This window comes from Shewanella sediminis HAW-EB3 (genome assembly GCF_000018025.1).
In the GTDB taxonomy this organism is placed as follows: Bacteria; Pseudomonadota; Gammaproteobacteria; order Enterobacterales; family Shewanellaceae; genus Shewanella; species Shewanella sediminis.
In genome coordinates, this window is record NC_009831.1 from 1512078 (window position 1) to 1526862 (window position 14785).

The window sequence follows — 14785 nt, forward strand, 5'->3', positions numbered from 1 at the left end:
CAGTCATTCCAATTCTTAACTTCTTCGGAGGCTCTATGCATTGCCCATTTTGCAGCGCAACAGATACAAAAGTGATCGATTCACGTTTGGTCGCAGACGGTCATCAAGTCAGGCGTCGCCGTGAGTGCGCCGAATGTCATGAGAGATTTACCACATTTGAAGGGGCCGAACTTGTCATGCCGCGAGTCGTCAAGCAAGATGGCAGCCGTCAACCATTCGATGAAGAGAAGCTCAGAGGCGGTATGCTAAGGGCCGTTGAAAAACGTCCGGTGTCGATGGATCAAATTGAGCAGGCGCTGACTAAAATTAAATCGACTCTACGTGCAACTGGCGAGCGTGAAGTTAAGTCGGAGATGATCGGTAATCTGATGATGGATCAGCTGGTTAATCTGGACAAGGTGGCCTATATTCGGTTTGCCTCGGTCTATCGTGCATTTGAAGATGTATCTGAATTCGGTGATGCTATCGCTAAACTGCAGAAATAAATGGTATATAAGGTGTGAATAGTTTCAAGAGCTACTTACTCTGAACAAAATCTGGTTTGAATAATATGTGGTCTGTAGAAGATATTGAAATGATGAGCCGCGCAATTAAACTTGCGCGTAAAGGGCTATACACCACCAGGCCTAACCCTTGTGTTGGCAGTGTGGTGACTAAAGCAGGTCAGGTCATTGGTGAAGGATTTCATATCAGGGCGGGTGGCCCTCATGCCGAAGTGTATGCATTAGCCATGGCGAGCGACAATGCTAAGGGCGCTACCGCCTATGTCACGCTCGAGCCATGCAGTCATCATGGCCGCACTCCTCCATGCGCAGAAGCCTTGATAAAGGCTGGTGTTGCACGTGTGGTTGTGGCAATAGAAGATCCAAACCCTCAGGTATCCGGACGCGGGATTAAAATGCTCACGGACGCCGGTATCCAGGTTGACGTTGGCCTGTTGAATGTCGAGGCCGGCGATATCAATCCGGGCTTTATGAAGCGTATGCAGTCCGGACTGCCAAAGATCACTGTGAAGTTAGCGTCTAGCTTAGATGGTAAGACAGCCCTTAACAATGGCGTCTCCAAGTGGATAACAGGCAGTGAAGCCAGACGTGATGTTCAGCGCCTAAGGGCCAGGCATTGCGCCTTAGTAACCGGCATCGAGACTGTGCTTATTGATGACCCATCGCTGAATGTGCGTCATAGTGAGCTGGGCGTGTTGGCCAACGAGCTTGCCCCGAGTGAGATCCATCAACCACTTCGGGTCATACTGGATAGCAGAGCAAGGTTAACCAAGGGGTTTAAACTTTTTTCAGTCAATAGTCCCATCTTGCTGGTCTCCTGTACCGATTACCCTCTCGAAGAGCAAACGGCCTGGCCTGAGCATGTATCCCATCTCAAGTTGCCAGCCGATGATTGCGGTCGTGTCGTTTTATCACTCCTGTTTAAGCATCTTGGACAATCATGTAACTCAGTGCTTATCGAAGCCGGTGCGACCTTGGCGGGGAGTGTTATCGAGCAAGGCCATGGGGATGAGCTGGTATTATATCAAGCGATGAAAATATTAGGGTCGGCCGGGCGTAATTTAATCTCACTGCCCGGCTATGAAGCGATGGCAGACATTCCAGCCGTCGAGTTAATTGATGAGCGTAAATTGGGTAAAGATACCCGTTTAACGTTAAAAATAAGGTCATAAGTTCATGTTTACTGGGATCATAGAGTCAGTCGGTACACTGAGAAAAATTGAACGTTTAGGTGATGACATTCGCTTGAACGTTGCCAGTGGTAAACTCGATTTAGGCGATGTTCGTTTAGGCGACAGTATTGCAACCAACGGAGTCTGTCTCACCGTCGTTGAGTGTCTGAGTGATGGTTATGTTGCAGACATTTCGGCTGAAACCGTAAGTTTAACCGGGTTTGCCAAGTATCAGGTCGGCACTATGGTCAATCTGGAAAAAGCGGTGACCCCGACGACCCGTCTTGGTGGTCATATGGTCAGCGGTCACGTAGACGGCATCGCTTCTGTTGATGACAGACAGTTCCGTGGTAAGGCTATTGAGTTTTGGCTCACAGCACCTTCGATCTTAGCACGCTATATTGCTCATAAAGGTTCGATCACTATTGACGGTGTCAGTCTTACAGTCAATGAAGTGATCGATAATCGCTTTAGATTAACCATAGTGCCTCACACCGCAGGTGAAACGACACTGGTCAGTCTGAAGGCGGGTGATGCAGTAAACATCGAAGTGGATCTTATTGCACGTCACTTAGAAAGATTAATGACTTACTCAAGCGACACGGCCGGAGTGCCAGAGTCCAATGTGACTATGGATCTGTTAGCTCGCTCAGGTTTTTTGCGTTAAACACTGGCAAAACCTGTAAATAGAAGATTAAATTATTACTAGAATATATCTATTCAGTTATTTCTATTGCTGAATAGGGAATCGTCACAATAAAAATTAAGGCCTTACAATGTCGTTACACAGTATAGAAGAGATCATCGAAGATATTCGCCTCGGTAAAATGGTTATCTTGATGGACGATGAAGATAGAGAAAACGAAGGTGACTTGATCATGGCTGCCGACATGGTGACGCCTGAAGCCGTTAACTTTATGGCGACCTATGGCCGTGGTTTGATCTGTCAGACCTTAACTAAATCACGTTGTCAGCAGTTGAACTTGCCCTTGATGGTAACGAACAATAATGCTCAGTTTTCAACTAACTTTACCGTCTCTATCGAAGCGGCAGAAGGGGTTACGACGGGTATTTCTGCTCAAGATCGAGCCGTTACTGTGCTTGCGGCTGTAGGTAAAGATGCGAAACCTACGGATATCGTTCAGCCTGGTCATATTTTCCCATTGATGGCGCAAGAGGGCGGAGTGCTTATTCGTGCCGGCCATACTGAGGCGGGTTGTGATTTAGCACGTTTGGCAGGCTCTGAACCTTCGGCGGTAATCGTTGAAATTCTTAATGACGATGGCACTATGGCCCGTCGTCCCGATCTTGAGATCTTCGCCGAAAAGCATGGTCTTAAGATGGGTACCATTGCCGATTTGATTGAATATCGAAATACCAAAGAGACCAGTGTTGTGCGTGAAGCGCAATGTAAGTTACCAACTCGTTTCGGTGAGTTCGATATGTTGACCTTCAGAGATACCATAGATAATCAGCTGCATTACGTGCTGATTAAGGGGGAGGTCAAAGAGGATGTGCTGGTACGAGTGCATCTGCAGAACACGTTCAATGACCTGTTGCATTCAGAACGCGATCAACAGCGTAGCTGGCCACTCGAAAAGGCAATGCAACGTATTGCCGATGATGGTGGTGTATTGGTGTTACTGGGTCATCAAGAACATAGCAGTGACATCCTGGCGAAAGTAAAAACATTTGAACTGGAAGATAGCGGTCAAGCGGTTGCACCTGCTAAATGGCATGGGACTTCTCGTCAGGTCGGGGTCGGTTCACAGATCCTTGCTAATGTCGGTGTGACAAAGATGCGTTTATTAAGCTCGCCAAAGCGTTATCATTCACTTTCCGGGTTCGGTTTAGAAGTCACAGGCTATATCGCCGAGTAATGAAGATTCGTTCTACCTTAAACTGTTTTTTTAAGCGAAAAATAGTGCCGGGTGGAAACGTTAGTAAGAATAATTGAACAATTCTGATGAATTGCATGGGGATCAACGCTGGGGGCTGTGCTATTATACCGCCTCTTCCGCGCCCGTGCTGGGTAAACAAGCTAATTTAGGTAAGATAAATGAACGTAGTTCAAGGTAATATCGAGTCGAAAAACGCCAAGATCGCTATCGTAGTTTCACGCTTCAATAGCTTCCTTGTTGAGAGCCTACTTGAAGGTGCGGTTGATACGCTTAAACGTTTCGGTCAAGTCTCTGATGAAAATATCACAGTAGTACGTGTTCCTGGAGCGGTTGAGTTACCACTTGCAGCGCGTCGTGTTGCTGCCAGCGGTAAATTTGATGGGATTATTGCACTGGGTGCAGTTATCCGTGGTGGTACGCCACATTTTGATTTTGTTGCAGGTGAGTGTAACAAAGGTTTAGCTCAAGTCGCACTTGAGTTCGATCTTCCTGTTTCATTCGGTGTGTTAACTACCGATACCATAGAGCAAGCCATTGAGCGCTCTGGTACTAAAGCGGGTAATAAGGGTGGCGAAGCTGCACTTGGCCTGCTTGAAATGGTTAATGTACTGCAAGAACTAGAACAGCAGTTGCAAGATTAGGAATATAAATGAAGCCTTCTGAGCGCCGTAAGGCCCGCCGTTTAGCCGTTCAAGCCATTTACTCTTGGCAGTTAAGTGGAAATAACATTGCTGATGTTGAGCATGAATTTCTAACTGAGCAAAAGATTGATGGTATCGATGTTGCCTACTTCCGTGAGCTACTATCGGGAACAGCGACAAAACAGGCTCAAATAGACGAGCAAATTATCCCTCACATTGAGCGTCCTTATAATGAGGTCTCTCCAATTGAGAAAGCCGTGTTAAGACTGGCGACTTATGAGCTTACATTCCGTAAAGATGTGCCTTATAAAGTTGCAATTAACGAAGCTATCGAATTAGCTAAAGCGTTCGGTGCTGAAGATGGCCATAAGTTTGTAAACGGTATTCTCGACAAGATTGTAGGTCGTAAGTAATACAAGATAACGGCATCCCAGGATGCCGTTTTTTTTGTTCATTCTATTTATCGTTTTTAATGATATTGCCGACTCTCTTAAACTCATCTCAAATATCTAACGGGTTCCTATTACCGTGAAAGAATTCCAATTAATAGAAAACTTCTTCACTAATCGTTCTCTCTCTCGCCGTGATGTAGAGCTAAGCATAGGTGATGATTGCGCGTTGGTTCAGCCTGCTGTGAATAAATCTATCGCCATCTCTTGCGATACCTTGGTTGAGAATGTCCACTTTTATCCCGATATTCCACCTCAGGCTCTGGGGTACAAATCACTAGCAGTCAATCTTTCCGATCTCGCCTCCATGGGCGCAGAACCTGCCTGGATGACACTGGCATTAACCCTACCGGATGTGAATGAGCAATGGCTGACAGAGTTCAGCTCAGGTTTGTTCGATGCAGCCGAGTATTATGGGGTGGCATTAATTGGGGGCGATACGACTCGCGGACCTCGCTCAATTACTATTACGATAAACGGCCAAGTTCCTACGGGAAAAGCGTTAACCCGTGGCGGAGCCAAAAATGGTGATTGGATCTACGTCACCGGTACCATTGGTGATTCGGCCCTTGGACTCGATGTGATTCGTGGTAAGCGACACGTCGATCCTGAGCACCATGAATATCTGGTTAACCGGCATTATTACCCGACGCCGCGCGTGCTTGCGGGACAATCTTTAAGAGGGCTGGCATCGAGTGCTATCGATCTTTCCGATGGTTTGGCATCTGACATTAAACATATGCTTAAACGTTCACAAGTCGGCGCCGTGATTGATGTTAATCGGTTGCCCATATCGAGTGCGGTGACAGACTCCGTGTCAAAGGATGAAGCATTAAACTACGCTTTAATGGGCGGAGAAGATTACGAGTTACTGTTTAGTGTTCCGGAAGCGCAGAAGGGAGCGCTCGAAACGGCCTTGGCCAATGCCGGAGTCCAGTTTACTCAAGTAGGACAGATCACTACGGGTGATTCTGTAAAATTAATTCGCGACGGAGAGCGTTTTATACCGAATAACATAGGTTTTGAGCATTTTTCCTGATGAATATATTCTCCAAAGATGAAGCGTTAACTCGTCTTTCACTAGCTAATCCCGTTCATTTTTTGGCTTTAGGTTTTGGTTCTGGCCTGGCAGCTAAGGCTCCCGGGACTTTTGGCACCTTGGCTGCCATTCCCTTGTACCTAATCATGGCTCCCTTGAGCTTGCCTTGGTATCTGGCGCTAACACTTTTGAGTGTGATTGCCGGTTTTTATATCTGTGACAAGGCAGCTAAAGATATGGGCGTACATGACCATGGCGCAATTGTCTGGGATGAGATAGCCGGTCTGCTGATCACTATGATTGCGGCGCCAGCTGGCTGGGTTTGGTTACTGGTTGGTTTCGCCCTGTTTCGCTTTTTCGATATCATTAAGCCTTGGCCTATTCGTTGGTTAGATGCCAAGGTAAAAGGTGGCTTTGGTATCATGATAGATGATGTACTTGCGGGGGGCTTCGCTCTTGCTTGCCTGCAGGGGCTAGCCTACTATTTGGGGTAACGACTTCAATATTATCGATACTTATGGCACTCGATATGAGTGCCATAATTGATTTTGACATCTTCAGGGCTAAATTGATTGTAAACTTAGCTTTGTTTCCGCTCACCATTTTTCACGCTTACTACCTTTCCAGTTTCTGTCTCAGATAACAGAATTTTAGACTCCATTGCACACTTCCTTAACATCTATAGATATTTATGTAGCCAATTTTTTGCCAACACTGTGAAAATAACTTAGATTGGGTAGCATTAACTTGTTAACTCTACTCTATTTAATCCGAGTTCAGACTATTTAGTGAGTGCGATGAAGTTGAGCTTATTTAAATTAGCTTCTTGTTCTTCGCGCGCACCAGATTATCGATTGTAGCTAATATGGAGATGGCCCGTGGATCAAACGACCAGCAAAGTAAAGAATATGTATGAGCAATATCCCTACCCGTCAGGCGACCCGACCATTAGGGCGGGATTTGATATCAGATTACTCTTGAGCTATGTCGCAAAGAAAAGAGGGACGGACAGGCCTCTTCAGGTTTTAGATGCAGGATGTGGGCGTGGTCCTGGTGTCCTTGGCGCCGCTTCGCTTCAACCCAATGTGATGTTTACCGCTATCGACATCAACAGTGTTGGTTTAGCCGAAGCACGAGCCAATGCTCAGGCTCGTGGGCTCACCAATATTAACTTCGTGCAAGCCGATCTTATGACCTTAGAGGGGGTGGAAGTACCTCCAGGTGGTTTCGATGTCATCTACTCTTCGGGAGTATTGCATCACTTAGCCGATCCTCAAATGGGCCTCAATAACCTGACTTCAATTCTTGCTCCCCATGGTGTGATCTCTTTAATGCTCTATGGCAGTTATGGACGACAAGCCCTATATAGACTCATTGAAGGGATAGATATCCTCTCTTCTAATGAAGATGCCATAGAGAGCCGCTTACCACTGGCTAGAGCATTGACTGAGGTGGCTGATACTAGCATTTTTAAGGGTAATTATTGGCAAGGCACCTACAGAAACCCTGATGTCGAGTTTGTCGATACCTGCTTGAATGTAAACGAGATTAGTTATGATATAACCTCGTTATGGCAGTTTATAGATAATGCTGGAATGAAGTTTATTCGTTGGACCGACCCCGATGCCTGGTCTGTGGATAAACGTTTTAAAGATCCTCAACTGTTAGCCAGGTTAAAGGAGTTGAGTCTGACTGAGCAGTATAGGGTGATTGAAAGGTTGTTCGAAATGCCCAAGTTGGAGTTCATCATATGTAAAGCCGATAATTATGCGGCACCGGTGGTTACAATAGATGAGATTGAATCGAGTCAATTTGCCGTGAATCCGGAAGCCTCATTTTCTGTAGAAAAGCGGAACTTAGATCATTCCCAACGAATTGAGGGCGTCAGCTTTAAGGTGAGAAACAGGAAAAGTCAAACGGTAACGGATCCGACTCTGGCTCAAGTCATGCTACTGCTTACCGAACAAACCACCTGTTTCACCGGTGGTGAGATGATTAATGTACTAGGTCAGAATGGTGCAGATAAAAACTCGGCTATTGGGGTGATTTACGAATTACTTGAGAAAGAGATTATTTTTATCCCTTAAATATTTATACCAGTCTGTATTAGAGGAAGGTCGACAGAAATGTCTACCTTCCTTAACTTGAGCAGCTTATGTCTACTTTGTATATTATTGAATTAATAAGATCGCTCAATTATTTGGGCACTAGGAGTGTAAAAGCTCTTTCGCATTGGCTAGTGTGTTGCTGGTGATAACATCGCCACCCAGTAACCGAGCCAACTCCTCGATGCGCTGTGTCTTATCTAATGGCACCATAGAGGTTTCTGTTTTCCCGGCTCTGCTCTGCTTATTGACGAACATATGTTGATGGCCCTTACCAGCCACTTGAGGCAGGTGAGTTACACACAGAACCTGAGTCGATTCACCTAAGCTACGAAGCATTTTACCTACGACCGCTGCGGTCGAGCCCGATATCCCTACATCGACTTCGTCGAATATCAGTGTCGGCGTGGAGACCTTCTTGGCGGTGATCACCTGAATACCTAAACCGATACGTGACAATTCACCACCCGAAGCGACTTTAGATATGGGTTGTAGTGGTTGCCCCGGGTTAGTGGTAACCAGAAACTCTATATTGTCACAGCCGTTAGGGGAGATATGAGATTCATTGAAGTTTACCGAGATACAGAACTTTCCTTTGGGCATACTCAATTCGTGAATAGATTGAGTGACTTTCTTATCAAGCTCTTTGGCATAACGGATGCGGCTCAGGCTGAGTTTTTTTGCATGAGCGATGAAGTTTGCCCGACTCGCATCAACCTGCTCCTGCAGTGAAGTGAGTGCTTCCTCGTCAGAATCGAGTGATGTAAGCTCGCCGACCAGAGTCTGGTGGTGTGCATAGAGATCAGTGGGAGTCACTTGATGTTTTCGAGACAGGAGCATGACTTTCGAAAGTCGTTGCTCGAGGTAGGAAAAGTGCTCCGGGTCGAGTTCCAATCCTTCAAGATAACGTTCCAGTTCGCTACTGCTCTCTTGAACTTGAATGAGTGCCTCGTTTAGCATGTTAACCACACTATTTAGCTGTGGATCATAGCTTTCTAGTTCCTGAGCCTGACCTATTCCGGCGTTGATGAGTGACTCTACACTGCCTTGGTCATTGTCTTGCAGGATAAAGAGTTCATTACGACATGCTTCAATCAGCGCAGTACCATTTGCCAGTCTCTTATGCTCTGCCTCTATCTGTTCAAACTCTCCGTCGGATAGGGCAAACTCGTTCAGCTCTTCAACCTGATACTGAAGCAGTTGTTTTCTGGCTATGCGTTCATGCTGTGATTGTTGAAGTATCTTAAGTTCTTTTTCGATAAGCTTACTCCGTTGGAAACTGCTCGATACAGACTCCAGCAATAGCCTATGGTTGGCGTAGCTGTCGAGTAGGGTCAGTTGGTGTTCACTTTTTAGCATTGCATGGTGAGCATGCTGGCCGTGGATCCCGATTAAGAGCTGTCCAAGGTTTTTAATTTGGGCTAATGGCACAGGGTTACCATTAATGTAAGCTCTGGAGCGGCCGTCACCGCCGATAGTGCGCCTCAGGATACATTCATCACCCAACTCAAGGTCATTATCTTCAAGCCATCGCTTCGCCAGTGGCACATCACCCAGAGAAAACCTGGCACTAAACTCAGCCTTAGTCGCCCCAGGCCTGAGCGTATTGGTATCGGCTCGATTACCCAGACAGAGTCCTAAAGCATCAATTGCTATCGACTTACCCGCACCCGTTTCGCCTGTGATACTCGTCATTCCAGGTTTGAAATCAAGCTCCAGAAAGCGGACGATGGCAAAGTTATTGATACTGAGTTGGCAAAGCATAGCGACATCCTTTTTAAATGTACTGTGTTTTTAAACAGTATATACTGATTTTATATACAGTAAAGCCTTGTGTGAATATTACCCGACTAAGTCCGTCAGTGAGCTTTAAGTAATGTTTCGATGATAGGTAGCGTCAAAATGCTGAATAAGGTCCCCAACACAATCGCCATAGCGCTGATCTGCGCTTTGACTTGATACCTTTGCGCCAGCAGGTAGACACTGGCCGCTGTGGGGAGTGAAGCTAAAATAACGCCCATGATCAGGTAATCTCCTTTGATGGAGAAGGCTGATAATAAAATATAGGCGAGAAAGGGCTGAATGATTAGTTTGCAGAGGTTAATCCAGCTTAATTCCATAAGTTGGTTTATTTTGTTGGTGTGCTGGTGCTGATTGGTTGCTCGAGCTTTTGCCAGCACCATACCTATAGCAAAAAGTGCACATGGGCTGGAGCTCATACCAATCTGTTTTACCATCATCGATATGGCATCGAACATCTGTATCTGTAACGCAGAAAGAAGAACGCCTATGCCACTGCCAATGACGATTGGGTTCTGTAGTAGGGATTGGGCAATAGTTAATAGTGGAGATTGCTTTTTTCCGCCCTGGTACAGCTCAAGTGTCACCAGTACAATTGCAAATACCACAACCGACAATAAACTCGCGATTGCTGCCGCCGCGAACGCACTTTGTTGACCTGGAAACATCATTGAAAGCAGTGGAATGCCAATAAATGCGGTGTTGCCGAAGGTGGTGTTTAATGCCCGCACTGCGGCGATATCAGAACGATTCTTATTGGTGAGAAGGGAGAGAACGGCAACCAACAAGTATGTCAGCAGCATCGCGATACTGTAACCGGCAATGAATCCCCATTGAAGGATCTCCTCTATGGGGGTCTGCGCCAATGCGAACAGCATTATAGCCGGGAAGGCTATGTAATAGACATATTGGTTTAGCACCTGATCGGTATCGCTCGGCAATACTCTGAGCCTTTGGGTCAGTGAACCTAATAACATAATCCCGAGGACTGAAAATAGTGGGGTCAAGATTGGCGACATCAATAGCATCTCTGAAACGATTAAGTGCTACAAATACCATAAAATATGAGGAGTTTGGTATTCCCCTAAGGTCTTAATTCGTTATTACTTTGGCTGTTAAAGGTGTATCTGAACGGAAAGGGGACTCAGTAGAAGATAAGCCGAATCAAGATTAATTCGACTTGCCTCTTTTGGTTGATACGGGCTTGCCTATCTTTTTTCCGCTATCATTCTTAGCTGATTTTGCTGCTAACAAACTCACTCTTAGAGGAGGAAGTACGCCAAGCTCTTGATAGAAGCTTACTTGCCTTCTTAATTCAAACAGAGAGCCTATACGGCTCTGCGTCCCAATGGTGAGCTTCCAGGTATCTGTCAATCCCTCAGGGTTTGTTAGAACATGACCTTCATAAATCAGTTTACGCATAGTTATATATTATACCAATTGCATTAAATAATTAACCAATTCAGAGCCCCTCAGGATTTTCAATTCAAGGCACATTGATGAGAGAAAATGGTTATTCCCTTTTAAGTCAATGCAAAGCAGAAGTGGGAAGCCTGAGGGTCTCACGTAGTGCGAGCTTCAAAGCCCTTTATGCTGCACTGGATGCTTTCGATATAGAATAACTATTAGCTTCAATCATCCTACTTGCCTAAAGAGCTTTGATTTCTCGCTGAATGGTCAGGTACTTGATGCAATTGGTATTAAGTGAAGGCTAAACTTCCGGTGTTGCTATGCCGATATTCGACACGCCTGCCTCGATGATCTCCTTACGTAATGCCTTGATAAACCCCGCATCCAATTTTGGGCTGTCTTCGATAAGTTGCAGTAGAGAGTCCTGAAGAGTCTTCTCTTCGACCATGACTTCATGATTAAAAATGTAGTCATCGAAAGCTTCTTCGTCCATCTCTACATCAGAAATCGCTTCAATATAGTTTGCTACTGTGCTCGACGAAAGCTTACTGATATTGACAATATCCTCTTCGACTTTCCCCTGAATTGCACTGAGAAGTGAGATGAGTGCTGTAGAAGCATCCATAGCCGGATAGACTCCGTAGACATCGAAGTCTGCAGCATCTGGCGTGTTAAGCTCTAATCTTTCCAGGTAGATATCGATGTTCAGTTTGAGTTTTTGATCATAGCAAGATTGCCATAGCAAGTTTAAGACAGTGTCTAAAATCTGAGGATCGCCAAATTCACAAACTTGAGAAAACAACTGATAATTGGGAAGCATGCGTTGGCATAAGGCAACAGCAAATACTTTTTTCTGTTGGAAATCTAATGCTTTTACGCGCTTAAAGAAGCCTGGTTTGATTGTCATCGATTATGTCCGTTGATAACTGGGATATTACTTGATTTGCAGCCGATTCTACCTTAGTTAGCTCGTCAAGTAACTCAAGTATTTCAGGTTCGACATCGGTTACACTTGTGCCTTGCTTTAATGTTGACTCAATCTCCTGGCATAGCTTCTGTGTGGTTGGAATGCCACAATAACAACTAGCGCCATGTAATTTATGTACGGTAGTCAGCATCTGCTTATCATCGAACTGCTCAAGCGCACTCTCTATCTGTTGAGTCGTTTCAGGAAGAGAATCTAATAGCATTTTCAGCATGTCGAGGGCTAAATCCTGCTTATGGCTTGCTTGGGTTAGACATAGCTCCCAATTGAGTGTGAATTGATCGAAGTGGGTGAACTTAGGTCTGGTCTTCCAGCGACTTATCACGCTTTTTAAGGCCGCTTCATCGATAGGTTTAGGTAAATAACCATCCATACCACTTTGTTGAATTCGCTCACGCTCCTCGGCGATGGCATGGGCTGTGACAGCAATAATGGGCGTATTCCGGTTTAATGAATCCTGACGGATAAGCTTGGTGGCACTAATACCGTCGGTACCCGGCATTTGAATATCCATAAATATTAAGTCGAAGCTACGCTCCTGGGCGATACTCACAGCCCCTTGGCCACTATCAATCACGGTAACTTGATTGACTAGCTCTTTAAGTAGGGTGTCGATAAGCTTTAAGTTTGCAGGGTTATCATCGACGGCCAGTACCCGTAAAGGTTGCCTTTCAATGGGTTCCGGTATGCCTAAGTCTTCCAATAAAGAGGCACTATCTGTATCGGGTTGAGGATCGATGAGGATTTTGGCTAATGCTTTTTCGCCAATTGGCGCAGGGAGCACCTTATCGACAAAAGGCAATAAATTATGGGTTATGGCTTCATTACTGCTGCATAGTAGGACCAGATATTGGCAATGTGCTTTTATCTCTTTCAGTTGAGATGAAATATTCCCACTTGCTTTTAGCCCTTTACAGCTGATTAATGCGTAATCAAAAGTACTCGTTTTTTGATTGAAGACGTTGCCTAATTGCTCGAAAGAGTGGGCGTTAGTCACTTTCATTTCCCAGTGGTTAACGAGCCTATTGAGTGTATTATTCGATAACTCTCTCGGCTCTAGCAGGAGTACGCTCTTGCCTTGCAATTTATCTAAGGGCAATATTTGTCCTATAGGATATTGACTGGTCTGCAGAGGAAGAGTGAACCAAAATGTTGAGCCTTTATCGAGCTTAGAGATACACCCTATCTGTCCGCCCATTCTATTGACCAGACGCTTAGTAATGATTAATCCCAAACCCGTTCCACCAAAACGACGAGAGATAGAGGAGTCTGCCTGCCCAAACGCCTGAAACAGCACCTCTTTCTGGCTATCATCAATACCAATTCCGGTGTCGGTGACTTCACATCGTAAATGAACCTGTTCATTATTGGATTCGGTTAATTGCAGCTTGAGGTGCACGCTACCTTGATCGGTAAACTTGATGGCATTTCCGACCAAGTTCGTCATTATCTGGCTTATTCGCATTGCATCGCCGGATAGGTCTTCGGGGACGTCAGACTCGATATCGACAACAAGCTCGATATCTTTTTCGCGTGCGCTGTTTGACAGAAGCGTGATGGTATCATCGAGCATTTCTCTGAGCGCAAATGGCATGTTTTCCAGCACCATCTTGCCCGCTTCTAGTTTGGAGAAGTCGAGAATATCGTTGATGATACCCAGAAGAGTCGTTGCACTCTTTTCTATGGTATTGATGTAGTCCTGCTGGCTGGAGTGTAACGGCGTTTTTAGTAGCTGTTTAGCGAAGCCGATAACGCCATTGAGTGGGGTTCTGAGTTCATGGGACATGTTAGCCAGAAACTCTGACTTGATTCTGCTGGCTTCCAGAGCTCGCTTTTTCGCCAGGTCGAGTTCGACGTTTTGGATCTCAATTTGCTCGAGCGTTTCTCGTAGATCTGAGGTGGCCTGATCGATATTTTGCTGCATTTCGTCGTGGTAGTCGGACAGGGAACCTGCCATGGCATTGATACCACGCTTAAGCAGATCCAGTTCTCCGATCAGATTGCCATCCACTCTGGTATCGAGTTTACCTTCACGAATTTTCGCGACAACCCTCACCATCTCGGTGATCGGCTGGGTGACATTTTTTACCAGTCTGAAGGTAAATAGCAGGTTAAGCTGAACGCCGATTAATACGATGATAAATGCGGCAACGGCGGCTCGGTGTTGTTCCAACAGTGCATTTTCTTTATTAATCAGTACGGCGATATAACCCAGCTTAGTCGCAATAAGCTGTTCTGCATCTTGCTCATCGAATGAGTTAACTTTGAGTTCATGTTCAGATGAGAAAATCGGGCTACGTAAAATGAGGCTATCACCCACTTGCTCGAGTTCGGTTCGCATTAAGCTACTCAAGGGCTGATCATAGCGCATGAGTTCGTGATCTTTATAGTGGTGAGAGGTGACGATGACTCGGTTGTTGGTATCGAAAATGGCAATAAATTGTACTAATGACGATTTATTCAGTTGAGCTGCGGTGATCAGTTTCTTCGTGGTTTCAAAATCTTTCTTTTCGAGTCCTATTTCGGCAGCTATCGCCAAAGGCTCAATAATATTGCCGCCTTGCTCTATGAGTGTTTCTTCGAGTTCATAGAAACGATTTATGGTAAAATAACTGCCCAGTAATATCCCGACCAGAATTGTCGGAGCTAACGCCAGTACCAGAACCCAGGAACGGAGACTGTATTTGGTCATGTTTTTGGCATTATTCATTAGGTTAGCTGATTTACCAGTTTCTTGACAAACGTTACACTAGACTGCCAGAAGAGAGGCTGTCTTGGCC

At 45.4% G+C, this 14785-nt stretch carries 14 protein-coding genes; 9 read left to right on the plus strand and 5 right to left on the minus strand.

Going from position 1 to position 14785, the window contains the following annotated elements:
• Positions 1–35: 35 nt before the first annotated feature.
• The 9 genes from nrdR (at position 36) to SSED_RS06575 (ending at position 7792) form a co-directional block, all read left to right on the plus strand.
• Positions 36–485, plus strand: a complete 450-nt coding sequence (gene nrdR / locus SSED_RS06535) for a transcriptional regulator NrdR (protein WP_012141619.1) — start codon at positions 36–38, stop codon at positions 483–485.
• A gap of 65 nt (positions 486–550) precedes the next feature.
• Positions 551–1675 carry a bifunctional diaminohydroxyphosphoribosylaminopyrimidine deaminase/5-amino-6-(5-phosphoribosylamino)uracil reductase RibD gene (ribD, locus tag SSED_RS06540; RefSeq protein ID WP_012141620.1) on the plus strand — a complete coding sequence of 375 codons (1125 nt, stop codon included), beginning with the start codon at positions 551–553 and terminating at the stop codon, positions 1673–1675.
• A gap of 4 nt (positions 1676–1679) precedes the next feature.
• Positions 1680–2342, plus strand: coding sequence for a riboflavin synthase (locus tag SSED_RS06545; RefSeq protein WP_012141621.1), 663 nt, complete (start codon positions 1680–1682; stop codon positions 2340–2342).
• A gap of 109 nt (positions 2343–2451) precedes the next feature.
• Entirely contained in the window at positions 2452–3555 is a 1104-nt protein-coding gene (gene ribBA, locus SSED_RS06550) for a bifunctional 3,4-dihydroxy-2-butanone-4-phosphate synthase/GTP cyclohydrolase II (protein ID WP_012141622.1), read from the plus strand.
• A gap of 179 nt (positions 3556–3734) precedes the next feature.
• Complete coding sequence (ribH, locus tag SSED_RS06555) at positions 3735–4217, plus strand: 6,7-dimethyl-8-ribityllumazine synthase (protein ID WP_012141623.1); 483 nt, start codon at positions 3735–3737, stop codon at positions 4215–4217.
• Between the two features lie 8 nt (positions 4218–4225).
• Complete coding sequence (nusB, locus tag SSED_RS06560) at positions 4226–4630, plus strand: transcription antitermination factor NusB (RefSeq protein WP_012141624.1); 405 nt, start codon at positions 4226–4228, stop codon at positions 4628–4630.
• Between the two features lie 115 nt (positions 4631–4745).
• A complete protein-coding gene (gene thiL, locus SSED_RS06565; RefSeq protein ID WP_012141625.1) occupies positions 4746–5705 on the plus strand; it encodes a thiamine-phosphate kinase in 960 nt (319 codons plus the stop codon).
• Positions 5705–6199: a phosphatidylglycerophosphatase A family protein gene (locus SSED_RS06570; protein WP_012141626.1), complete on the plus strand. Its 495-nt coding sequence runs from the start codon at positions 5705–5707 to the stop codon at positions 6197–6199. The genes thiL and SSED_RS06570 overlap by 1 nt, the downstream gene beginning before the upstream one ends.
• Positions 6200–6583: 384 nt before the next feature.
• The gene (locus tag SSED_RS06575; protein ID WP_012141627.1) at positions 6584–7792 is read left to right on the plus strand and encodes a class I SAM-dependent methyltransferase; all 1209 of its coding nucleotides are present in this window, start codon (positions 6584–6586) and stop codon (positions 7790–7792) included.
• A 120-nt stretch (positions 7793–7912) separates the two neighbouring features.
• Here SSED_RS06575 and recN read toward each other — a convergent pair whose 3' ends face one another.
• The 5 genes from recN to barA form a co-directional block, all read right to left on the minus strand.
• Positions 7913–9574, minus strand: a complete 1662-nt coding sequence (gene recN / locus SSED_RS06580) for a DNA repair protein RecN (RefSeq protein WP_012141628.1) — start codon at positions 9572–9574, stop codon at positions 7913–7915.
• Positions 9575–9669: 95 nt separating this feature from the next.
• Positions 9670–10629 carry an AEC family transporter gene (locus SSED_RS06585; RefSeq protein WP_041421568.1) on the minus strand — a complete coding sequence of 320 codons (960 nt, stop codon included), beginning with the start codon at positions 10627–10629 and terminating at the stop codon, positions 9670–9672.
• A 151-nt stretch (positions 10630–10780) separates the two neighbouring features.
• Positions 10781–11032, minus strand: a complete 252-nt coding sequence (locus SSED_RS06590; protein WP_012141630.1) for a hypothetical protein — start codon at positions 11030–11032, stop codon at positions 10781–10783.
• Between the two features lie 289 nt (positions 11033–11321).
• Positions 11322–11927, minus strand: a complete 606-nt coding sequence (locus SSED_RS06595) for a YjaG family protein (protein WP_012141631.1) — start codon at positions 11925–11927, stop codon at positions 11322–11324.
• Positions 11902–14715, minus strand: a complete 2814-nt coding sequence (barA, locus tag SSED_RS06600) for a two-component sensor histidine kinase BarA (RefSeq protein WP_012141632.1) — start codon at positions 14713–14715, stop codon at positions 11902–11904. The genes SSED_RS06595 and barA overlap by 26 nt, the downstream gene beginning before the upstream one ends.
• Positions 14716–14785: the final 70 nt, after the last annotated feature.